This is a genomic window from Pseudomonas pichavaramensis, from assembly GCF_050473265.1.
GTDB lineage: Bacteria > Pseudomonadota > Gammaproteobacteria > Pseudomonadales > Pseudomonadaceae > Aquipseudomonas.
Genome location: NZ_JBJKFJ010000003.1, coordinates 35,865 through 58,123, shown reverse-complemented (window position 1 = coordinate 58,123; position 22,259 = coordinate 35,865). Strand labels below are relative to the sequence as shown.

General features: G+C 64.4%; 13 protein-coding genes. 3 read left to right on the top strand and 10 right to left on the bottom strand.

What is annotated here, in order from left to right:
* Positions 1–88: 88 nt before the first annotated feature.
* A protein-coding gene (gene prfB, locus ACJRW5_RS06000) for a peptide chain release factor 2 (protein ID WP_484569621.1) occupies positions 89–1,184 on the bottom strand; the annotation gives its coding sequence in 2 pieces (ribosomal slippage) (positions 89–1,111 and positions 1,113–1,184; 1,095 coding nt in all).
* A 256-nt stretch (positions 1,185–1,440) separates the two neighbouring features.
* Entirely contained in the window at positions 1,441–3,093 is a 1,653-nt protein-coding gene (locus tag ACJRW5_RS05995; RefSeq protein WP_484569620.1) for a GMC family oxidoreductase, read from the bottom strand.
* A 171-nt stretch (positions 3,094–3,264) separates the two neighbouring features.
* On the opposite strand from ACJRW5_RS05995, the gene ACJRW5_RS05990 reads away from it, so the two are divergent.
* A complete protein-coding gene (locus ACJRW5_RS05990; protein ID WP_484569619.1) occupies positions 3,265–5,040 on the top strand; it encodes a SulP family inorganic anion transporter in 1,776 nt (591 codons plus the stop codon).
* A gap of 13 nt (positions 5,041–5,053) precedes the next feature.
* Here ACJRW5_RS05990 and ACJRW5_RS05985 read toward each other — a convergent pair whose 3' ends face one another.
* Positions 5,054–5,797: a tellurite resistance TerB family protein gene (locus ACJRW5_RS05985; protein ID WP_484569618.1), complete on the bottom strand. Its 744-nt coding sequence runs from the start codon at positions 5,795–5,797 to the stop codon at positions 5,054–5,056.
* Between the two features lie 378 nt (positions 5,798–6,175).
* On the opposite strand from ACJRW5_RS05985, the gene dapA reads away from it, so the two are divergent.
* On the top strand, positions 6,176–7,042 hold the full coding sequence (dapA, locus tag ACJRW5_RS05980; RefSeq protein ID WP_484569617.1) for a 4-hydroxy-tetrahydrodipicolinate synthase: 867 nt from the start codon (positions 6,176–6,178) through the stop codon (positions 7,040–7,042).
* A gap of 18 nt (positions 7,043–7,060) precedes the next feature.
* Here the strand turns inward: dapA and recJ are convergent, their stop codons facing one another.
* The 3 genes from recJ to gtfA all read right to left on the bottom strand — a co-directional run bounded on the left by recJ (position 7,061) and on the right by gtfA (position 10,968).
* Positions 7,061–8,770 (bottom strand): single-stranded-DNA-specific exonuclease RecJ, encoded by a 1,710-nt coding sequence (gene recJ / locus ACJRW5_RS05975; RefSeq protein WP_484569616.1) that lies wholly within the window; start codon positions 8,768–8,770, stop codon positions 7,061–7,063.
* Positions 8,771–8,924: 154 nt separating this feature from the next.
* Positions 8,925–9,464 carry a YaeQ family protein gene (locus ACJRW5_RS05970; protein ID WP_484569615.1) on the bottom strand — a complete coding sequence of 180 codons (540 nt, stop codon included), beginning with the start codon at positions 9,462–9,464 and terminating at the stop codon, positions 8,925–8,927.
* A 64-nt stretch (positions 9,465–9,528) separates the two neighbouring features.
* Positions 9,529–10,968 carry a sucrose phosphorylase gene (gene gtfA, locus ACJRW5_RS05965; RefSeq protein ID WP_484569614.1) on the bottom strand — a complete coding sequence of 480 codons (1,440 nt, stop codon included), beginning with the start codon at positions 10,966–10,968 and terminating at the stop codon, positions 9,529–9,531.
* A gap of 242 nt (positions 10,969–11,210) precedes the next feature.
* On the opposite strand from gtfA, the gene ACJRW5_RS05960 reads away from it, so the two are divergent.
* Positions 11,211–12,947 carry a hypothetical protein gene (locus ACJRW5_RS05960; protein WP_484569613.1) on the top strand — a complete coding sequence of 579 codons (1,737 nt, stop codon included), beginning with the start codon at positions 11,211–11,213 and terminating at the stop codon, positions 12,945–12,947.
* Positions 12,948–12,955: 8 nt separating this feature from the next.
* Here ACJRW5_RS05960 and ACJRW5_RS05955 read toward each other — a convergent pair whose 3' ends face one another.
* From ACJRW5_RS05955 to ACJRW5_RS05940, 4 genes are read right to left on the bottom strand one after another with little or no spacing between them, the layout of a single operon-like run.
* Positions 12,956–15,667 (bottom strand): DEAD/DEAH box helicase, encoded by a 2,712-nt coding sequence (locus tag ACJRW5_RS05955; protein WP_484569612.1) that lies wholly within the window; start codon positions 15,665–15,667, stop codon positions 12,956–12,958.
* On the bottom strand, positions 15,667–16,356 hold the full coding sequence (locus tag ACJRW5_RS05950) for a phospholipase D-like domain-containing protein (protein ID WP_484569611.1): 690 nt from the start codon (positions 16,354–16,356) through the stop codon (positions 15,667–15,669). Before ACJRW5_RS05950 ends, ACJRW5_RS05955 begins: the two co-directional genes overlap by 1 nt.
* 12 nt (positions 16,357–16,368) lie before the next feature.
* Positions 16,369–16,920: a rhomboid family intramembrane serine protease gene (locus ACJRW5_RS05945; protein ID WP_484569610.1), complete on the bottom strand. Its 552-nt coding sequence runs from the start codon at positions 16,918–16,920 to the stop codon at positions 16,369–16,371.
* Positions 16,917–22,154, bottom strand: coding sequence for a DNA repair ATPase (locus ACJRW5_RS05940; protein WP_484569609.1), 5,238 nt, complete (start codon positions 22,152–22,154; stop codon positions 16,917–16,919). Before ACJRW5_RS05940 ends, ACJRW5_RS05945 begins: the two co-directional genes overlap by 4 nt.
* Positions 22,155–22,259: the final 105 nt, after the last annotated feature.

Genomic DNA, 22,259 nt, shown 5'->3' with positions numbered 1-22,259 from the left:
GGCGATCGGTCGCCTGTTTCAATAATTATTGCTTGCCTGCCTGCTCGTCCGGCGCCGCACATGCCTGGGCATGCGCGGCGCGGCAAGGTCAGAGGCCCTGCTTGAGGCTGGCTTCGAGGTAGCCGTCGAGGTCGCCGTCGAGGACCTTCTGGCAGTCGCTGCGCTCGACGCCGGTACGCAGGTCCTTGATGCGCGAGTCATCGAGCACGTAGGAGCGGATCTGGTGACCCCAGCCGATGTCCGACTTGCTGTCTTCCAGCGCCTGCGAGGCGGCGTTGCGCTTCTGCATTTCCAGCTCGTACAACTTGGCCCGCAGCATTTTCATGGCGGTGTCCTTGTTGGCGTGCTGCGAACGTTCGTTCTGGCAGGCCACCACGGTGTTGGTCGGCACGTGGGTGATACGCACCGCCGAGTCGGTGGTGTTGACGTGCTGACCACCGGCACCCGAGGAGCGGTAGGTGTCGATGCGCAGGTCGGACGGGTTGATCTCGATGTCCACCTTGTCGTCGATCTCGGGCGAGACGAACACCGCCGAGAACGAGGTGTGGCGACGCGCGCCGGAGTCGAACGGGCTCTTGCGCACCAGACGGTGCACGCCGATCTCGGTGCGCAGCCAGCCGAAGGCGTACTCGCCCTTGATGTGCACGGTGGCGCCCTTGATGCCGGCGACTTCACCCTCGGACAGCTCGACGATTTCGGCACTGAAGCCGCGCTTGTCGGCCCAGCGCAGGTACATGCGCAGGAGGATGTTGGCCCAGTCCTGCGCCTCGGTACCGCCGGAGCCGGCCTGGATGTCGAGGTAGCAGTTGTTGGGGTCCATCTCGCCACTGAACATGCGGCGGAATTCCAGCTTCTCGAGGATCTCGCGCAGGCGCTCGACTTCGGCGACGATGTCGTTCACCGCGCCTTCGTCGTTCTCCTCGGCGGCCATGTCCAGCAGGTCCTTGGAGTCGGCCAGGCTGCCGGTGAGGTCATCGATGGTCTCGACGATCTGCGCCAGCATGGCGCGCTCGCGGCCCAGGGCCTGGGCGTACTCGGGCTTGTTCCAGACGCTGGCGTCTTCCAGCTCGCGGTTTACTTCGACCAGACGATCATGCTTGTGATCGTAGTCAAAGATACCCCCGAATTGACTGGGTTCGCTCGGACAGGTCCTTGATGGCGTTGAGGATCGGATTGATTTCCATGGTAGTCAGCGCTCGCGGCAAATCGGACGGAAAAGCCGGCGATTATACCCGAGCCGACACGGGCTGGCAGCCCGTTCAGGCTGATCAATCGGCGATCTCTGGATCAACGGTGCAGTTCTTGGCACGCCACCGCGCCAAGGACGGCACAAAGCCAACAGCTTCGCCCCGAGGCGGGGGTTCCTACACAAAGCAGCTCACGCATCCCGTAGGAGCGGCGCCTCGCCGCGAACCTGCAATTGCGCAGCCAGCCGTCATCTCAATTGGATACGCGCTCGAGTTGCACGGCCGGCAGCACAGGACGCAGCGCATCCTCGACAATCATCTGCGCAGCCTTCTCGGCGATCATCAGCACCGGTGAGCAGGTGTTGCCTGAGGTGATGGTCGGCATGATCGAGGCATCGACCACGCGCAAGCCGGCAATGCCGTGCACGCGTAGACGCGCATCGACTACCGCGCCCTGCCCCTGGCCCATCGCGCAGGTGCCCACGGGATGGAAGATGGTGGTGCCGATCTCACCCGCAGCGCGCCGCAGGTCTTGCTCGTCACGATAGTCCGGTCCTGGTTTGTGCTCTTGCGGCCGATAGGCAGCCAGGGCCGGGGCCGCGGCGATGCTACGGGTCAAACGAATCGCGTCGGCAGCCACCTGCTGGTCGCGCTCGTCACTCAGATAATTGGGACGGATCGCCGGCGCGGCACTGGCATCTGCCGAACGAATTTCGACACTGCCGCGACTCTCCGGACGCAGGTTGCATACCGAGGCGGTGAAGGCGGGAAAGTCATGCAAGGGTTCGCCGAAACGCTCCAGCGACAAGGGCTGCACGTGATACTGCAGATTGGCGCGCGCCTGACCGGGGTCGGACTTGGCAAAGGCGCCCAATTGGCTGGGCGCCATCGATAGCGGGCCACTGCGCTTGAGCAGGTACTCCAGCCCCATGCCCAGCTTGCCCCAGGGCGTGGCAGCAATACGGTTGAGCGTCTTCACGCCTTCGACCCGATAGATCAGACGCAACTGCAGGTGATCCTGCAGATTTGCGCCGACGCCCGACAGCTCGTGCCGCACACCAATGCCCAGACGTTCGAGCAGAGGCCGAGGGCCAATACCGGAACGCTGCAGCAGCGCGGGCGAACCGATGGCTCCGGCGCAGAGAATCACTTCGCGGCGAGCGGCAACCCGCACTGCCTGCCCCTGCCAACGCAAATGCACGGCGCTGGCACGCCCCTGCTCCAGCTCCAAACGCTCGGCCTCGGCCCCAGTAAGCACCTGCAGATTTTGACGCTGGCTGATATCGCGCAAGAACGCCTTGGAAGCGTTCCAGCGCACACCCTGCTTCTGATTGACCTGAAAGTAACTACACCCCTCGTTGTCACCACTGTTGAAGTCCTCGATGCTGGCGATGCCTGTCTGCGCGGCCGCCAGACGAAAGGCTTCGAGAATCTCCCAGGAAAGGCGCTGACGTTCCACCCGCCATTCACCGTCACCACCGTGTAGTTCGCTGGCTCCGGCAAAGTGGTTTTCCGAACGTTTGAACAGCGGCAGCACATCGTTCCAGGCCCAGCCTGGATTGCCTGCCGCTGCCCAGCCATCGTAGTCAGCGGCCTGGCCGCGCATGTAGATCATGCCGTTGATCGAGGAACTGCCGCCGAGCACCCGACCACGCGGGTATTTCAGTGAGCGCCCATGCAGGCCGGGGTCGGCCTCGGTGCTGTAGCACCAGTCGGTGCGCGGGTTGCCGATGCAGTAGAGATAACCGACCGGGATATGGATCCAGGGGTAGTTGTCCGGCCCGCCGGCCTCGATCAGTAGCACACTGACGGATGGGTCGGCGGACAGACGATTGGCCAGCAGGCAACCGGCAGGACCGGCGCCGACGATCAGGTAGTCGTATTTCTCCAGGGGCAACTGCGCCATGAGCATCCTCGCGAGGCGGTGAAACGAAGCCCGGAGCCTAGCGGGCATCACGCCAGGACAGAATGATCTTTTGGTCTGACATGCAGCCCATGAATGCTCCGGCAATCACCAGGCTGGTGACGCGCCCCTACTCTGCGCTTTACTAAGCGCCTGTATCCCGAGCGCCATGCGATGCCCACCCCTCACTACAAATCGCTCCCCGCCATCGAGCAGCAGCGCGGCTGGCGACGCTGGCTCCCTGGTCTGTACACACTGCGCCACTACCGCCTGGACTGGCTACCCAAGGACATCGCCGCCGGCCTGGTGTTGACCAGCATGCTGGTGCCGGTGGGTATCGCCTACGCCGAAGCCTCGGGTGTCGCCGGCATCTACGGCCTGTACGCGACCATCGTGCCGCTGCTGGTCTATGCCCTGTTCGGCCCCAGCCGCATCCTGGTGCTCGGCCCCGACTCAGCACTGACGGCGGTGATTCTCGCGGTCGTGCTGCCCCTGTCGGCTGGCGATCCGCTGCGCGCGATCACGCTGGCCAGCATGATGGCGGTGGTAGCCGGCGTGACCTGCATCGTCGCCGGTCTGCTACGCCTGGGCTTCGTCACCGAGCTGCTGTCCAAGCCGATTCGCTACGGCTACATGAACGGCATCGCCCTGAGCGTGGTGATCAGCCAGACGCCCAAACTGCTGGGCTTCTCCATCGACCACCAGGGGCCGGTGCAGGATATCTGGGCCATTGTCAGCGGCGTGCGGGCCACGCAATTCAACTGGGCCAGCCTGGCCATCGGCGGCGGCACACTGGCAGTGATCCTGCTGCTGCGACGCTTCCAGCGCGTGCCCGGCATCCTTATCGCCGTCACCCTCGCCACCCTGGCCGTGGAGTGGCTGGACCTCGCTCAATACGGCGCCAGCGTGCTCGGCGAGCTGCCCCAGGGCTTGCCAAGCCTTACCCTGCCCTGGCTCAGCGGCATCGACCTGTCCAGCGTCGTACTCGGCGGCGTGGCCGCGGCGTTGGTCGCCTTCGCCGACACCAGCGTGCTGTCGCGCACCTATGCCGCGCGCTACGGCCGGCATGTCGACCCCAACCAGGAGATGATCGGCCTCGGGGCGGCCAATCTGGTCGGCGGTTTCTTCCAGGGTTTTCCCATCAGCAGCAGTTCGTCACGGACCCCGGTAGCCGAGGCGGCCGGCGCGCAGACGCAAATGGCCGGCGTGGTCGGCGCACTGTCGGTCGCCCTGCTGCTGGTGGCAGCGCCGAATCTGATGCAGCACCTGCCCACCAGCGCTCTGGCTGCCGTGGTGATCGCGGCGGTGATCGGCCTGTTCGAGATCCGCGACCTCAGACGCATCTACCGCGTGCAGCAGTGGGAGTTCTGGCTGTCGATGGCCTGCTTCGCCGGCGTCGTGACCTTCGGTGCCATCCCCGGCATCGGCATCGCCGTGTTGCTGGCGGTGATCGAATTTCTCTGGGATGGCTGGCGTCCGCACTACGCGGTGCTGGGCCAGGTCGACGGCGTGCGCGGCTTTCACGATATCCAGCGCCACCCGGAGGCCCGACTGATACCGGGCCTGGTTCTGTTTCGCTGGGATGCACCGCTGTTCTTCGCCAATGCCGAACAGTTCCAGCAATGCGTGCTGCAGGCGATCACCCAATCGCCCACGCAAGTGCGACGCCTGGTGATAGCCGCCGAACCGCTGACCAGCATCGACGTTACCTCCGCCGACATGCTGGCCGAGCTGGAGCAGATGTTGAGGGAGGCAGGCATCGAGCTGCACTTCGCCGAGGTCAAGGGACCGGTCAAGGACAAGATCAGGCGCTTCGGCCTGCTGCGCGAGAAGCGGGAACAGCGCATCCAGCCCACGGTGGGAGCCGCCGTCGATGCCTACCTCGCCGATCATGACGTCGATTGGCCGGTCGAAAACAGCATGCCAGGCCGCGCCTGGCATACGGATTGAGTCGCACGCACTGTCAGCGAACGGTGGACAGCTCCTGACGCACCTGTGCTTCAAGCTCGGCCTTGAGGGTATCGGGCAACTTCAGCTGCTTGGCCAGCTCTTCGAGGTAAGCACGTTCCATGAAGTGCTCCTCGTCCACCATCAGCACGCTGGCCAGGTACATCTCGGCGGCCATTTCCGGCGTGGTCGCGGCGCGGGCGACATCGGCGGGGTCGAGCGGCTTGTTCAGCTCGGTGTGCAACCAGGCCTGCAGCTCAGCGTCCTGCGCCAGTTTGCCGAGCTCTTCCTCGATCAATTGACGCTCGCGCTCATCCACGTGGCCATCGGCCTTGGCCGCGGCCACCAGCGCCTTGAGGATCGCATGGCTGTGTTGCTCGGCCTGCGGTGCCGGCAGGCGGTCCAGCGTCTGCGGCTCGAGCGGTTGCGCCCCGCCCTGTTGAGCTTGCTGCGCCTGCCAGTTGCCGTAGGCCTTGTAGGCCAGCACGCCGAGCGCAGCCAGGCCGCCATAGACCGCCACCTTGCCACCGACCTTGCGTACCCGCTTGTTGCCCAGCAGCATGGCCAGCGCAGCACCGCCACCGGCCCCCTTGAGCATGGCACCGAGATCACTACCGCCGCTCTTGCCGGAACCTGCTCCACCCCCGAGCAACCCACCGAGCGCGCCGCCCAGCCCTGACGAGGCGCCGCCGCCCCCTTTCTGTTGCAGCAGGTCCTGTCCGGATTTAAGCAGTTGATCGAGCAAGCCACGGGTATTCATCGAGTATCCTCCTGAGGAAATCCGCTCGAGTGTAGGCCTGGGCCGTTGTCCCGGCAGCCTGCGGAATGCTTCCAGATATTACTGCTGTGGCGGCTTGACAGCCGCGCGCCGGGCCAAGCACCATCGGCGCACGATTCAGGCAACAGGCCCAACATGTACGCCACCTTCGACCATCAGCCACTGCTCCCAGGCCCTATTGCCTGCCAGTGCGCGTGCGTCGTCGTTGCCAAGAAATCCAAGAAACAGTCGCTCATTTGACCGGGGCGCTGTCCCGTCAGATGGGCTGACAGGACAAGCGCCAGGTTGCATCTCCCTCCCGCTCGTACCCCGCACCCTCCCTGACGGCGACCAGACGGTCAGTCGCAAGGAGAGTTTCGCATGTCCAGTTTCAATGGTATCTGGGTCGCCCTGGCCACCCCGTTTCGCAACGGCGAAGTCGATTTCGCCAGTCTCGATCGACTGGTGCAGCGCCTGCTCGCCGATGGCGCAACCGGCCTGGTGGTCTGCGGCACCACAGGCGAAGCAGCGGCCCTGAGTCAGGAGGAACAGCTCGCCGTACTCGATGCGGTATTGCGCCAGGCAGCTCCGCACCAGGTGATCATGGGCCTGGCCGGCAATCAATTGAATGCCTTGCTCGACCTGCAGCGGGAGATCCAGCACCGCCCGCTGGCCGGGCTGCTGGTGCCGGCGCCTTACTACATTCGGCCATCCCAGGCGGGGCTGGAGCACTTCTTCAGCACCCTGGCCGACGCGGCCACGGTGCCGCTGGTGCTCTACGACATTCCCTATCGCACCGGCGTGCGCATCGAGCGTGAAACGCTACGACGCATCGTTCGTCATCCCAACATTCAGGCCATCAAGGATTGCGCAGGCGACAGCGAAACCACCATGGCACTGATCGCTGACGGTCAGGTGCAGGTGCTGACCGGTGAGGATACGCAGATATTCAGCACCCTGTGCCTGGGTGGTCATGGCGCCATCTCGGCCTCGGCGAACGTGCGCACCGACCTTTACACACGCCTGCATGAATGCATCACGCAGGGTGATCTGCCCGGCGCCCGGCAGTTGCACTACCGTCTGCTGCCCTGGATACAGGCGGCCTTCAGTGAGGCCAATCCGGCGGCGGTGAAAGCCGCCCTCGCCTTGCAGGGGCTGTGCGGCGATGAGGTTCGCGCGCCGATCCTGCCCTGCTCGCCGGCCAACCGTGAGCGCCTGCGTCAGGTGCTGGCCGAACTGGCGGACTGAGGCCCCCCCTGCCCCGCCTCAGCGCGGGGCGATATGCGCCACCATCAGTTGCACGCTTTCGTTGCCGCGGAACTCGTTGAGGTCGAGCTTGTAGGCCAGCTCGGCCCAGCGCAGCGTGGGGTTGGGCCAGACCTCGCGATCGATGTTGAAGGCGATGCCATCGAGCTGCACGCTGCCACACTCGGTCTTGAGTACCAGTTTCAGGTGACGTTCGCCGACGATACGCTGGCCCACGATCTGGAACACGCCATGGAACAGCGGCTCGGGGAAGTGCTGTCCCCAGGGCCCGGCATTGCGCAGCGCGCGGGCCAGCTCCAGGTGGAATTCGGTGGCGTCGAGCTGACCATCGGAGAGCAGCCGGCCGGTGAGGTCATCCTCGTTGAGCTGGCGGCGCACCTCGGCATCGAAGGCCGCGGCGAAGGCGCCGAAGTTGGCCTGCGGCAGCGACAGGCCGGCGGCCATGGCGTGCCCGCCGAACTTGCTGATCAGCCCCGGATGCTTGGCCGCCACGGCGTCCAGCGCATCACGGATATGCAGCCCCGGCACCGAACGCGCCGAGCCCTTGAGCATGCCGTCGCCGGCATCGGCGAAGGCGATGGCCGGGCGGTGATAACGCTCCTTGAGGCGCGAGGCGAGAATACCGATCACGCCCTGGTGCCAGTCCGCTTCGAACAGGCACAGGCCGAACGGCATATCCGCCACGGGCAGATCCTTGAGCTGCGCCAGCGCCTCGCGCTGCATGCCCTGCTCGATGGCCTTGCGGTCCTGATTGAGCTGATCGAGCTGCACCGCCATATCGCGCGCCAGCGCCTCGTCGTCGCAGAGCAGGCACTCGATGCCCAGGCTCATGTCGTCCAGGCGCCCGGCTGCATTCAGTCGCGGGCCGAGGATGAAACCGAGATCGGTGGAGGTGATGCGCCGGTGATCGCGTCCGGCCACTTCGAGAATCGCGCGCAGCCCCGGCCGTGCGCGCCCGGCGCGAATCCGTGCGAGGCCCTGATGGACGAGGATGCGGTTGTTGGCATCCAGCGGCACCACGTCGGCGACGCTGCCCAGCGCCACCAGATCGAGCAGTTCGCCCAGGTTCGGCTCCTGGCGCCCGGCAAACCAGCCCAGCTCGCGCAGCCGCGCGCGCAGCGCCAGCAGCACATAGAACATCACCCCGACCCCGGCCAGCGCCTTGCTCGGGAAGTCACACCCGGGCTGGTTGGGATTGACGATGGCATCGGCCGCCGGCAGCTCGTGGCCCGGCAAGTGGTGATCGGTGACCAGCACCTTGAGCCCGGCCGCCTTGGCTGCGGCCACGCCGTCGACACTGGAGATGCCGTTGTCCACGGTCATCAGCAGATCGGGCTGACGCTGCAGCGCCACCGCGACGATCTCCGGGGTCAGGCCATAGCCGTACTCGAAGCGATTCGGCACCAGGTAGTCGACATGTGCCGCGCCGAGCAGGCGCAGGCCGAGCACACCGACGGTGCTGGCGGTGGCGCCATCGGCGTCGAAGTCGCCAACGATAAGGATGCGCTGGCGCTGCTGCAACGCCTCAACCAGCAGCTCCACCGCCTCGCCCATACCCTTGAGCTGCTGATACGGAATCAGCCGTGCCAGGCCCTTGTCCAGTTCCTCGGCGGACTGCACACCACGGGCGGCGTAGAGACGGGTCAGCAGTGGCGGCAGGTTACCCAGATCGGGCAACTGGGCGGGCAAAGGACGGGATTCGATACGCATGAACAAAGGGTCGCTTTTCAGGTGTAACCCGGATGCAAACCGGGGATTAGGTGCAGGCGGCCCCGGATTGCATCCGGGCTACGGCTCTGGCTTGTCTCCCCTCGCCCGCTTGCGGGAGAGGGGCCGGGGGAGAGGGCGCCAAACGTGCGATGGCTCAGCGCTCACCAGCCAGCCACTCCAGGGGAATTTCGTGCTGGCCGCGTTCGTCGGTGACGAACAGCTCGCCGTCGCTGATCATCACACTCCAGCTCAGCGAGCGCGGCAGGTCCAGCGACAGCTCGGCCAGCGCCTCCTGGCCGAGGGCGACGACGTTGATGTTCTTCAGGCTGCGCACCGGGTCCAGGCACTTACCCTGCCACACGCGCAGGTTGCCGTAGGCGACCAGGCTGAACTTCTCGGTACGCCGCGAGCACCAGGTCATGCGCTCGCTGTCCGGCTGGCCGACTTCGATCCAGTGCAGCACGCGATCGTCCAGGCTCTTTTCACACAACGCTGGCTCGTCGACGTCCGACAGGCCACGGCCGAAAGCCAGTTGCTCATCGTAGAACAACGCATAGGCGATCAATCGCGCGGCCAGGCGCTCCTCGGTCTCCGATGGATGGCGGGCGACGGTGAAACGCAGGTTCTGATAGACGCTGCGATCCATATCGGTGAGGTTCAGGTCGATCTTGTAGGTGGTCGATGGCAGGGCCATGGCGGGCTTCTTGGCTGGTCGAAAGAGCGCAAGTCTACCGCGAAAGCATGGCCCCCGCCGACCTTCAGCAGGTCATGTGGCAGATCCCGCGCTGCTCGTCGCTGTACTCGATGCTCGCCTGCAGGCTGCTCAGATCGAGGTGCAGGCGGCAGTAATGCTCGCCATGACGCCAGGCCAGCGCGAGCTGGTCGTCCGCCGCATAGTTCTGCTCGAAACGCCCGTCGAAGGCCGGGTGCTGGCAACGGAAACGCATCAGCGCCAGCAACCGCTGCACCAGCGGTTGCTGCAAAGCCTGCTCGGCCTCCTCCAGGCTGTAGAAGTGGCGGTTGACGTCGCGCGCCTCTCCCGTCTGCTCGAGCAGATCGAAGTCATTACAGCCCGCGAGCAGGCCGACGTAGTAGACCTGCGCAATGCCAGGGGTGAAGAACTGGATGGCCCGCGCGGCGATATAGGCCTCGTCGTTGCGCATCAGCGCCTCGTAGAAAGTGCAGGTCAGCTGATAGATGGCACCGACGCTGTGCGCGTTCACCGCCGAGCGGCGCATGATCGGGTCGGCACTGCGCGTCGAGATCTCATCGACCAGGTACTGGATCTGCGCCTCGGGCAACATGCCCTCGACATCCGGAATGCAGATGCCGTCGTGGGTATCGAGCACGGTGATCTGATTGCGCGGACACATACGCAGCCAGTGCTTGAGGTAGCGGCTGCTGCCCGTGAGCAAAGCGTGCAGCACCAGCGGTGGCAGGGCGAACGCATAGGGGCGCATCTGCCTGCGCGAGATGGCGTACTGATAGCTGATATGGTCGTGCACCTCCGGGAGCATCTCGGTCTCGTACTTGGCCCCGGTTTCGCGAAACCATTCGAGGATGCGATAGACGTTCGGCTCCACCAGGAAGCAACTGGTGCCGATGCGCTTGGTGGTGTAACCGAAGGCGTCCAGACGGAACAGCTTGACCCCACGCGCGGCGAGAAAGGCCATGTACTGTTCCATCAACTGGTAGGTTTGCGGCGAATCGTAGTTGAGGTCGATCTGCCGTTCGGTGAAGGTGCACCAGACCCGGCAGGTTTCGCCATTGGCCAGCCGTACCTCGCGAAACGGCTCCTTCTCCTTGCGGATATGGATCTTGGCCAGGTCGTCATGGGTGATCTCGCCCAAGCTGTCGACCAGCACGAACAGGTCGGCGTAGGGCGAGTCCTGGCCGCGCGCGACGAAATCGAGGAACTCCGGCGACTCGTCGGCGATATGGCTGATCACCAGGTCGACGCACAGGTCGAAACGCGCGGAGATACGTTCGACATCCGCCCAGTCGCCATAGCGCGGATCCACCTCCATGTGCGTCAGAGGCGAGAAGCCGCCATCGGCATTGGACGGGTACAGCGGCAAGATATGCACGCCGCCCAAGGCATCGCCCAGGTGCCGGTCCAGCAGTTGGTAAAGTTCGCCTAGGTTGCGTCCCAGGCGGTCGGGATAGGTAATCAGTTGAACAGCATTACGCAGTGTCATGAGCCCCCCGGCACGGTAATGATCTATCAGAAGACCTAGGCCATTCTCGTTTCGTTCGTCAAGCCAACCTAAACAATTGGCGCGGCGACAGCGTACAACCCAGCGCAGGCGCAAGGCCTCTGAACCGGTTGGCAAATGCACGGGAACAAGGTTGTCAGGCGGTCTGGCAATCTGTATAAGACGCCCCACCCGGGCGTTGTCGAGCGGCCGGACAGGGAGCGTTAACTGATAAGGAAATCACCGTGGAGTTGTTCGTTGCAATCGTCGCCGTCGTAGTGATTCTGGCCGTTCTGCACCTGGTCAATACACCTGAAGAACCAAGGCTCGAACTACAAGGCGGTGGCGCCCGCCTTACCCTCACCGAGGCCACTCAACTCAATCGCATCTACGCCCTGCAATTCAGCGCCCCCGATCTGGCGTTGCAGATGGCCGCCCAGTTGTGGGGCGACGCCTGGCATCTCGCCCACGCTTCGCTCTGTGCCAGGCTCATGCTGCTGGATCGCGAAGAAGAGGCCGTGGCGCTGCTCTGGAAACTTGAGTCGCCCTACCGCGACCAAGCGCTGCAGACGATGCAACGGGAGCTGGTGGAAAGAGGCGATTGCACCAAGGCGCTCGAGGTGCAGAGGCGCTTCGGCGTTACCGGCTGCAATTCGCCGCTGATTCAAAGCAAGCTGCTGCTGGCCGAAGACAGGGTGGACGATGCCCGTGAGGCGCTGAATGCCCTGGACGCCGGCGAGCCACTCACTGAGCTACAGTTGCTGGACCTCGCTCGCTTGCGTGACGCGTGCCAACAGCCAGATCTGGCCGACGCGGCATTGCACAAGGTCGAAACGATGCTCGGCAGCGATGCGGAGTTCGACTTCAGCTGGAACCCCCTGCTGCAGACACTGGCCGAGCTGCAGCGTTATGCACATCTGTTGAAACTGGCCCAGCGCGACGACCTGCCCAGGCACCACATCGTCGAACTGCTGGCCGCCCACGGCCAGTATGACGATGCACTGATGGTACTTGGGCAAACGGAACGCTCGAAAACCTACCTGATCGACACCAGGCAGCTCTTCGAACACTTCATCGAGGCTCAGCGCCCCGAACTGATGGAGCGCCTGCTCGAAACCACCAGGGCTGGGCTGGCGGCAGAGTTGCTGCAATGCCTGGCCGGCTGGTACGCACAACGCGGCGAGACGATCCAGGCCGAGCAACTGCTGGAGCGAGAACTGCAGCAGCTGGAAACGTCCGCCCAGCACTGGCTGCTTCTGAGCCTGGCCGAGGAGCACGCAGAGGCCAATAGCTCGTGGGCGAGCCGCCTGCAGCGCCAGGCCGAACGCCTGCTCGCCGGCGAGCAAGGCAAGGCCTCATGGCCAGACCTGCGCCTGCATCACCTGCGCCATCTGCTGCGCGAACAGGCCAAGCGACCAGCGCACCAACGCGACAGTTGGTCGGTGCGCAGTTTCCTCGAAGAGGCCGAAGGCCTTCAGGCTGAACTGAAACCCGAGGACAGCCTCACCGAAGGCCTCATTCACGCCCAACTGCTGAATGAACTGGGCGAAGCAGAAGCGGCCCGAGATCGGTTACAACGGCTGCGCCAGCAACTGGACACAGACGAAGGCATCCCGGCCGAGGATGCACCCTACCTCTACAGCGAGATCGCCAGAGCGCTGATCGCCATGGGCGAACTCGAGAACGCCAGGGACCTGCTGCAGCAGGAGCGTGCAGAAGGAGACCTGAAAGATGCGCTGCTGACGGCCTATCTCGATGCCGAGCGACTGGAGGAAGCCTTCGCTTTCATCGACTTTCACACGCTGATCGGCAGCTGTGGCACGACCAACCTGCAGCGCCTGCATCAGAGCATCGCCGCGCTGAAAGACAGCGATCCACCTCGTTATCAACGCCTGCAGAGCCAGTTGTTCCAATGCCTGAACGACGACGACGCCTGGCGCAGCTGGGGCCAGGTGCAGGCACAGCCAGTCGCCACCGCCTGAGCGCAGGCTTACAAACGAGCCAGCACCGCCTGCAGCGCCTGCTCCGGTGCCTCGTGCCACAGACCATAGCTCAGCGGCAGCGTCTCCAGGCCTGCGCGTGCCAGCACCAGATAACGCTCCAGTTCGAGAAAACCTTCCCCCTCGCCAGGGAAGCCGATCAGGTCGATGGCCAGACACTTGTCACCGCGGCGGCAAAACAGGTCCAGCACTTGTCCGGCCAGTGGATAGTGATTCCACACGCTGACGTCCTGCGCCTGCAATGCCCGACACAATGCCTGGCGAGCGACATCGGCCGCCCCGGCCTGCCAGAGGGCACCGGGCTTCTGCTGATACTCCACATAGCGGCGCAGCAGATGGGTTGCCGGCAACTGGCGTTCGTTCCCGCTGAACAACAGCACCTGACGCTCACGGGCACGGGTGATGGCAACGTTGAACAGATCGGCCCGGTTCAGGTAACTGACCGCCTGACCCGACTCGGCGTCGATGGCGAAACTGAGGATCATCAGGTCGCGTTCTTCGCCCTGGAAACCGTAAGGCGTATCCACCAGCAGACGAAACTCGCGCAACAGCTCCAATGGTAACGTTTCACCGATACGCACGCGGATGCGTTCGACCTGATCGCGAAACGGCGACAGCACACCGACGCTGGGCTTGAGCGGGCTGTCACGATACGTGTCGAGGTGCTCGACGAGCAGTTCGAGCACCCGCTCGACCTCCGCCTCGTTGATGCCATTGCTCCCCCGCTGCCCGGCGACACGCAGCAACTGCAGACTGTCGCAGGCCTCAGCGCCGGGACGCTCCTTCATCACCCGCAGGCGCTGGTCGTAGAACAGCTCATTGCTGAAGCGAATCAGCGCCGGGCGACTGCGAAAGTGCTCGTCGAGAAACACCACAGCCTCCTGGCTGGCCAGCTGCAGGCCGACCAGATCGAGCACGCTGTTGTCGCGGTAGCTCCAGGCTTCACGCTCCTCGGCCTGCAGGCCGGCGCGTTGCAACAGCTGCGTCTCGCGCACGCGGGAGAGAAAGGAGATATGCCGCAACTGGCGCGCATCGCCAGTCACCACCGCCCGCTTGCAACGCTGGAAAGCCGGCAGCGCCGACGCGATGTCGCACTGGGTCGCCTCGTCCATCACCATCACGTCGAACAGCTGCGCATGCAATGGCAGCAGACGGTGCAGCTCGTCCAGCGTCACCACCCAGATGGGAAATGCAGCCAGTAGTCGCGCCGGGTCGATGCCTTCGAACAAGGCCAGCTGACGCTGCGAATTGCGCGCGCGAATGGCCTGGTTATAACGCACAAACATTCCCCGATCAGTCATCAGCAGACGCTTGAGCGCCAGGCTGTGATGGCTGTTGAGGTGCTCACGACCAAGACGCTGGCGACGCTGCTGACAATCACGCAACTCGTCCAGCAACGCCCATGGACGTACGCTGGTGCCGATACGCCTGCGTACCCAGGGCACCTGCAGCCAGCGCCGCCAGAAAGGCAGGCTGCCACGCCCGGCGCGCAGCAGCAGGCGACTCCAGCGCACCGCCTGCTCACAGCGCTTGCGGAAGTCCTCCGACAATCGCCGCTCAGCCTGCTGCAACACCTCAAGCTCGCCGCGCTGGCGCGCTTCGAGCTGCTCGGAAACATCGGAAATCTCGCCCTGCAGCATGCGCTGCAATCGTTCTCGCAGTGCCTGACGCAGGCTCTGGCCGTCACCTTCGAGGATGCCTTCGCGCAGACCGAAATCCTCGCGCAGCTTGTGTGCGATGACTCTTACCGCCTGAGCACTGCGGCTGACCAGCAGCACGCTCTCGCCTTGCAGGTAGCGGTCCAGCGCCAGCGCCGCCAGGCTGTAGCTCTTGCCGGTACCGGGCGGCCCGGATATCTGACTCAGCGGGTGACGTGCGGCATTTTCCAGTGCACGGCATTGCGCCAGGCTGAGCTGCGCCGGCAGACGTTGCGGTGTACTGGCAGAGCCCGGCGCCTGCTGCGCAGGTGTCTCTCCGAGCAACTGCAACAGTGCTGGCGACAGTTGCGGCGACTCCTGCAACAGCTGCAGCTCATGGGCGATACCACGGCTACCACTGCCACGCGGCACCAGGGCAACCAACGCACCGGCCTGAAGCGACAGGCTGCGCCGACGCTGAGCCTGGGCCAGCGTCGCACCGTCCACCAGTTGCGGAAAGCCAGCAGCTGCGCTGACATCGCGCACCTGCGTATTGCGCGCCACCCAGGCGAGCAACTGCCCGAGCGCGGCCGCATCCAGAACGCCCACAGGCAACGGTAAACCATCCAGGCTATCGGCACCGCTCTCATCGAACAGACGACGCAACAGGCGCCAGTTGGCCCGCACCTGTTGCGGATCGATGCTGAGCAACTGCGCCTGCCCGTCGGCGGTCGGCTGCAGGCTGGCCTCGTAATAGAACAGCGGGCCGCAGATCGCTTGCGAACCACCGGCCTCCAATTGCAGGCGGCCACAGACCGGCAGCACACCGTAGATCAGCTGCAACTCGCGCTGATACAGCGCCTGCGCCTCGGCCAATTCCCGCCCCAGCTCGGCCGACAAGGGCAGCAGCGGCACACCACCACTGGCCAGTTCTTCACGCCCGTCGAGCCAGGCCCAGCGCTTGCCGGGCAACTTGCCGAGGTTGTCCAGGTCCAGGTCGCGACTATCGGCCAGGTAACAACTGCGATAGAAGCCAAGGAGCTGACGGGCGTGGGGATGGTTCATCAGTTACCTTCGTAGCGCGCCCAGAGTTCTTCGAACTCACGGCTGTACGCCGCCACCAGTTGCGGATGGTCGATCACCAACAGGTTTTCCTCGTTGCTGGTGCTGGCACTGCGCGTCCAGTTGAAGCTGCCGTTGAGCAGCAGGCGGCCATCGAACAGGGCAAACTTGTGGTGCATATGGTACGGCCCGGCGTCGATACGCAGTGGTACACCCTTTTCACGCAGCCACTGGATGTCGCTGCCGGCATCGAACTGTTTTTCGTTGTCGCTGATCACGCGCACGGCGATGCCGCGTTCATGGCAGGCGAGCACTTCTTCGCTGAGCTGATCATCGGAGATGGTGTAAACACAGATTTCCACGCTCTTGCGCGCCTGGCGGCACAGCTCGCGAATCTTGCGCCGGCAACTCTCACCAGGGCTGAAGTGCGCCGTGGCGTACTCCACACGCGGGGCATTACCGACGCTATCGAGGGTCTTGACCACCTGTTCCAGCCATTTCAGTACCGGCTCGACATTGGCCGGCTCCTGCATCAGTTCACGGGCCAGGGCGAAGGCACGGTTGCGCATGAAGCGCACCTGGTCGCTGCTCAGCTCGCTGCCCAGCTGGCGCAGCTCGTCACGCTCCTCGTTGCTCAGTCGCAGGTCGGCCAGACTGTCACGCAGTTGCTGATCGAGACGGTTGAAGTCCATGCAAAATCCTTTTCATCGAGTGAGACGGCGACGACTCAAAGCAGCGTAAAGCACGCCGCAGAAAGCCCCCGCCAGGTGGTATTCGAAAGAAACGCCGGCACGCGGCAACAAGCCGAAGAACCAGCCGCCGTAGAGAAAGAACACCAGCACGGCCAGCAGCAGATCGAGCAGGCTGCGCTCGAACCAGGCCCGCGCCAGCAACAGGCCCCAGAAGCCGAACAGCCAGCCACTGGCGCCGACATGCAGGCCGGTACGACCGAACAGCCAGACCAGCACGCCGCTGCCAATGATGATGAAGGCGCTGGCGAAGAAGAAATCGCGCTGCGAACGCAGCAACACCAGACTGCCGAGTACCAGCAGACCGCTGAGATTGCTGAGCAGATGCGCCCAGCTGCCATGCAGCCAGGGCGCCAGGAATATGCCCGGCAACGCCTCGACATGCCGGGGCACCAGCCCCCAGAGATTCAAGGCGCCGCCAAGGGCGCTATTGGCCAGTTGCACCGACAGCATCGCGCCGCTGATCAGCAGCAGCGGACGCAACTCAACCAGCCAGCCTCGCCTCACGGCGCCTCGTCATCCGCTGCGTCGCTGCGCTGCTCGTTGCCGAGCAGCGTGCCGAGGTCACGCAGTTGCGTGGAGATTTCCAGCATGCGGTTATGGGTACGCAAATCGATGTCGATCTTCTTGTCCATCGCCTTGATCAGCGGCAGGAAGCTGTTTTCCAGGCTGTCGGCCAGGTTCTCGAGCAATTTTTGCGTGCCCGGCTGTGGCGGCGCAACCACCTCCACCTGCGGGCGCAGCTTGCCCAGGTTGTCCAGCCCGGCCAGCAACTGCTCCCAGGGGATGCCCGGCGCCTCCGCGGCAGGCTTGCCCGCGCCGAGGCCGCGCACGCTCTCCACCAGATCGTTGAGCTGCGCCACCACGCGGCCGCCAACATCGCTGTCGCTACCGCCCATGGCCTTGTTGCGCATGAAATCACGCTTGATCTGCGCCCAGCGCTCGCTCTGCTCAGGGGTCTGATTACCGCGCAGCTCGGCCAGCTTGAGCAGGTTCTCCTCGGCGCCGGTGGTGAGCAGTTGCGACTCGCCCTGGTAGTGGTCGGCGATCAGCTGCAGCAGTTCGGCATCGTTCATCACCGAGCTGATCTTCTCCGCCATCTTGTTCATGTTGCGGTAGCTGCCCTGCAGCTTGAACGGCGGCTCGGTACGGTACTGATCGGCCTGTGCGGCGCTGACGATGTACTGCTGGTTGACTCGGCCGACCACATCACGCACCTGCATCAGGCGCTGCAGGGTCGAGCTGATCTCGTTGATCTCGGCGGCACTGTAGGTGTGGCTCAGCTCGTTGGCGGAGAACGGCTTGCCCTCGGCCTTGGCGACGAAGCGGTAGACATCAGCCATGTCGCGGGTGGCCAGCGGCGCCAGCACCGGGTTGGAGGTCAGGCTGTTCTCGATGTAGGAGAGCGCGAAGGCCTCCTGCATGCCGCCCAGGGTGTCACCGAGGTTGTAGATGTCGGCGCGGTTGGCGAGCATGTCCGGAATCTTGAAGACCTCGCCGGACTCGGTGTACGGGTTGCCGCTCATCACCACGCAGAACTTCTTGCCGCGCATGTCGTAGGTCTTGGTCTTGCCCTTCCACACGCCTTCGATACGCCGGGTGCCGTCGCACAGGGAGATGAATTTCTGCAGGAACTCGGGGTGGGTGTGCTGGATGTCGTCGACATACAGCATCACGTTGTTGCCCATCTCCAGCGCCAGGTTGAGCTTTTCCAACTCCTGGCGCGAGGTGGCGTCCGGCGCCTGCGCCGGGTCGATGGAGCGCACCTCATGGCCCAGCGCCGGGCCGTTGACCTTCATGAAGATCAGCCCCAGGCGATGCGCCACGTACTCCATCAGGGTGGTCTTGCCGTAGCCCGGCGGCGAGATGAGCATCAACAGGCCCATCAGGTCGGTGCGCTTGTTCTCGCCGGCGGTGCCCATCTGCTTGGCCAGGTTGTCGCCGATGAAACCCAGGTACACGTCGTTGATCAGCTTGTTACGCACGAAGGACGACAGCGGCCGTGGCTTGAACTCGGCCAGACGCAGCGCCTCGCGCTCGCGGTTGATGACCTCCTGGCGCAGCGTCTGGTAGCGCTGCAGCTGCGGCACGAAGTGATCCAGATGCTGCTGCAGGCGGGCGAAGTAATCGTCGATGGCCAGCACCAGCTTGCCGCCCTGCACACGCGGATGGTCGCCGAGCAGCCCGCTGACGGTGAAGCGCAGGTCAACTTCGGTGAAGCGCCGCGGGAAGTCGTCATCGAGCAGGCTGATGGCGATGGCCTCGGGCACGTAGTCGACCAGCTCACGCAGCGCTTCGTCCTGCGCGCACAGGCCGTCGAGCCAGGTCTGCACCAGCGACCAACGCTGCTGCGGCCGGCCGCGCAGGTTGTCCAGGGCGGCGCGGTAGTCGTCCCAGACGTGACTGGCCTGCATACGCTGCTGCAGGCTGTCGAGCAACTGGCGGGCGTACTTGCTGAAGGTGAACTCGACGGGCTTGGCCGCCAATTCCTCGATCAGATAGGCCGCAGCCGCCTGACGCTGCGCAGCATCCACCGGCAGCGGATGCTGGGCGAGGAAGCGCTGCATCGCCGTATCGATTTCATCCTGCAGACGGCGCACGCCATCCTCGCTGCCGAACAGCTGGCGCAGGTGCAGGCTGCTACGCGCCCGCTCCGGCCACAGTTCGGCCTCGATGTCCGCGCCCCAACGGTTCCAGAACAATGCGGCAAAGCCGCGCGCGGTGGGCGCAAAGCGCAGCAGAGCGGCACTTTCACGCAGCGGCAGCAGTTGGCTGAGGATCAGCGCCGCGTCGTGGTCGTGGATGCCCTTCTCGTAGGCATCCTTATAGCGTGGCGCGGCAAAATCGCGGATCAGGCGGGTCAGGTTCTCCGGCTGCGCAAGCTGGGTCTTGAGCAGATCCAGGCTGAGCCCTTCACGGCCGGCCACAGCAGCCTCGAGCACCAAGCCTGCGAGGTATTCGGCGCGGTACAGCGAGGGTGACTCGGACTCCAGCGACACCTGCCAGTAGTCACGCAGCGCTTCCAGAGCTTCATCACGCAACGGTTCAAGGAAGTCGGTGCCGGTCAGATGCAGGTACAGGCCATCGCCACGCGGCATCAGGGTCAAATCGAGTTCCTGGGTGTTGACGCTGAAGCGGTGACGCGGGCCAAGCTTGATGACGTTGCCGCCCTCTTCGAACAGCTCGCTCTTGTCGCGCAGGGCGCGCACTGCCTGGTCGCGGGCCGCCTTGAGGCGCGCTTCGACGTCATCGGCCTTGACGCTGTCTTTCAGCTCGCGCAGGCGCTCGGCCATCTCGCGCAGCTTGAGAATCAGCGGGTCGGCGGCGAAGAAGGAATTGAGCTCTTCCATCTGGGTCAGGCGCGCGGTGCGCCGGCCCAGGCTGTCGAGGATGCGCTGGGCGGCGTCGAGCACGCCCTGGGCGCGGCGCTGGCGGTCATCAAGCAGGCTCTGCTTGTGCGACTCGAAGGTCTCCAACAGCTCTTCACGCTTGCCGAGAATGTCGCTCAAGAACTCTTCGTGATCGCCGAACTGGCTTTCCAGCTCTTCGAGCTGCACCAGCAGGCGCGACAACTGCTCGTCGCACTTTTCCGGGTCCTGGGCCAGCGCCAGGGCGTTGGTGATGCCCTGGCTGAACAGTTTGAACTGGGCACCGAACTGCGCCACGGTCTCGGCCGAGCCCAGGCCCTTGCGCCGCTGTTCGGCACGCGCCTTGGCCTGGTTGAGGTGGGCGTAGACCTCGGAAATCGACTCGACGATGGCGGTGCGCTGGGTGGCGTCGTCGATCTTCAACGAGGCCATCAGGCTGGAGAGCATGTCCAGATTGCCGGCCATGGCCTGCATCTCGGCCAGCGGCTCGCTCAGTTGGGTGACGCTCTCGGCCTTCTGCGCCAGGGCGTCCAGTTCACCGAGTTGCTGCACGTAGGGTTGCAGCGCCGCATCGCTGGCAAGAAAGGCAGAGGTAGCCGTAGCCACACGATCCTGCGCTTCGAGCAACTCGGTTTCCATGGCGTCGATACGCGCCACATCGATGTAGCGGTAGTCGCGGATGGTCAGCAGTTGGCCGCGCTGGGCATTGATCGCGTTGAGCGCCTCGACGAAGTGCTGCACCTCGTCCCAACTGTCCACCAGCAGGCTGGAAAGCAGGCTCTTGTGCCGTGTCTCGGCCTCGGCCATGGCCCGCGCCGATTGCTGGCGGATGCTTTCGACCTTCTCGAACTCGTCGAGCACCAGCTCGGAGGTGGCGGCCACTTCGCGCAACAGCGGCGCCAGCTCGGCGCACTGGGCGTCATCCAGCCAGTGGTAAACGTCGAACAGGCGGCGGGTGTTCTGACACAGCTGGGTGTAGCGCGCCACCGACACTTCGCGACTGTCGATCTCGCGGCTGAGGTTGAGCAGGTCGGACACTCCACGTACCAGCTCGGCATTGCCGATACGCCCGAAGAAGCCGCTGCGCGCCGGCTGACGGGCGGCGTAGTCGTCGCTCTCGAACGGCGTCTGCCAGATCTGCATCGGGTGGATGCGCGTCGGCTCGCTGCCCTCGGCGGAGAAGATCACCATGCGCCCGTCTTCCAGGCGCGCGTAACCGTGGCCGAAGATCGGGTTGTGCAACTGACGCTTGATCATGTTGTAGGTGAACAGCGCCGAACGGCCTTCTTCCGGATGGTAGAAGATGTATTGCACGTCCTCGCCGTTGGGCGAGCGCACCGAGCGCTTGAAGCGCATGCCGTCCATGGGCTGTTCGAAGGTCTTGTACTCACCACTCTGCAGGTAGTAACCACCGGGGAAGATGATGCCGTGGTCTTCCGGCAGCTGCACGCAGGCCAGGCCAATGGCGTCGATGCGCTCGACCTGATTGGTCAGGCTGTTGAATACCAGGTAGCGCCACTGCTCCTCGCGGTACGGCAGCACCTTGAGCAGGATCAGACTGCCCAGGCGCGCGTACTCAATCTGCGCGTCGTCCAGCGACTGGGTCTTGTCCACCACCGGCTCGCGGTAGATACCGAGACCGTCCTGGGTGTTGTTCTCGACCTTGATGGTCAGGTCGCCACCGACGGTCTCGACGAACACGGTGTCGAGAATGTTCATGTGCGGATGGCGGCCGGTGACCACCATCTCGCGGGAAGTTTTCTGCCATTCGAAATCGAACGGCGCGGGCAAGGCGATATCGCGCTCACCGCGGTTGTCGATGTAGCGCACCTCGCGACCATCGACCGAGATCGACCAGCGGAACACGCGAATGTCGCTGACCCGCTCGCCGATCTGAAAACTCGCCAGCAGCTTGCCGTCGCGGATGGCCAGCTGCAGCAGGCGGGTGTTCTTGTAGTAGGTGTACAGCTCGTTGAAGTCGGCGACGAAGCTGGCCTGGGCCAGGAACGAACCGTCCAGCGCGACCGGCTCGGCCTCGAAGCCTTCCGCCCCCTGCACCAGGCGGTAGAGGGAGAACACGTCGGAAACCGTGGTTTCCTTCTTCAGGCCGATGAACACGTTGTAGCCGAATAGCAGGCAGTCACCGACCTGGACGATGTCGCGGGCGATGCAGTTGTTTTCGGTACGGATACGCACCCGACCGATGGCCTCCATCGCGCTGCTGCCGAACTCGGCCAGGCGCTGGCCGTTGAGCGTTTCGGTCAGTCCGCGCAGGCGTTGGCCCTGCTCCTGCAGGCGCTTGTGCAGCACCTCGTAGGCGCCGCCCTCGGCGACAGCCTTGTCCAATACGTCCTGTGTCTGTACGTCCGACATCGTGTTCTTCCTGGATATGCGGCATCGAGCAGCCTCGCCCGCGCCGTGCGCTGAGGCTGCTGAGAAATACGTAGTGCGCCGGTGAGGGCCGCACTGCGGGTGGGC

Coding starts and splice junctions, on each gene's coding strand:
- ACJRW5_RS05955 (WP_484569612.1), bottom strand. CDS start 15,667: ATGAACCATCCCCACGCCCGTCAGCTCCTTGGCTTCTATCGCAGTTGT.
- ACJRW5_RS05970 (WP_484569615.1), bottom strand. CDS start 9,464: ATGGCCCTGCCATCGACCACCTACAAGATCGACCTGAACCTCACCGAT.
- ACJRW5_RS05995 (WP_484569620.1), bottom strand. CDS start 3,093: ATGGCGCAGTTGCCCCTGGAGAAATACGACTACCTGATCGTCGGCGCC.
- ACJRW5_RS05950 (WP_484569611.1), bottom strand. CDS start 16,356: ATGGACTTCAACCGTCTCGATCAGCAACTGCGTGACAGTCTGGCCGAC.
- dapA (WP_484569617.1), top strand. CDS start 6,176: ATGTCCAGTTTCAATGGTATCTGGGTCGCCCTGGCCACCCCGTTTCGC.
- ACJRW5_RS05985 (WP_484569618.1), bottom strand. CDS start 5,797: ATGAATACCCGTGGCTTGCTCGATCAACTGCTTAAATCCGGACAGGAC.
- gtfA (WP_484569614.1), bottom strand. CDS start 10,968: ATGACACTGCGTAATGCTGTTCAACTGATTACCTATCCCGACCGCCTG.
- ACJRW5_RS05940 (WP_484569609.1), bottom strand. CDS start 22,154: ATGTCGGACGTACAGACACAGGACGTATTGGACAAGGCTGTCGCCGAG.
- ACJRW5_RS05990 (WP_484569619.1), top strand. CDS start 3,265: ATGCCCACCCCTCACTACAAATCGCTCCCCGCCATCGAGCAGCAGCGC.
- recJ (WP_484569616.1), bottom strand. CDS start 8,770: ATGCGTATCGAATCCCGTCCTTTGCCCGCCCAGTTGCCCGATCTGGGT.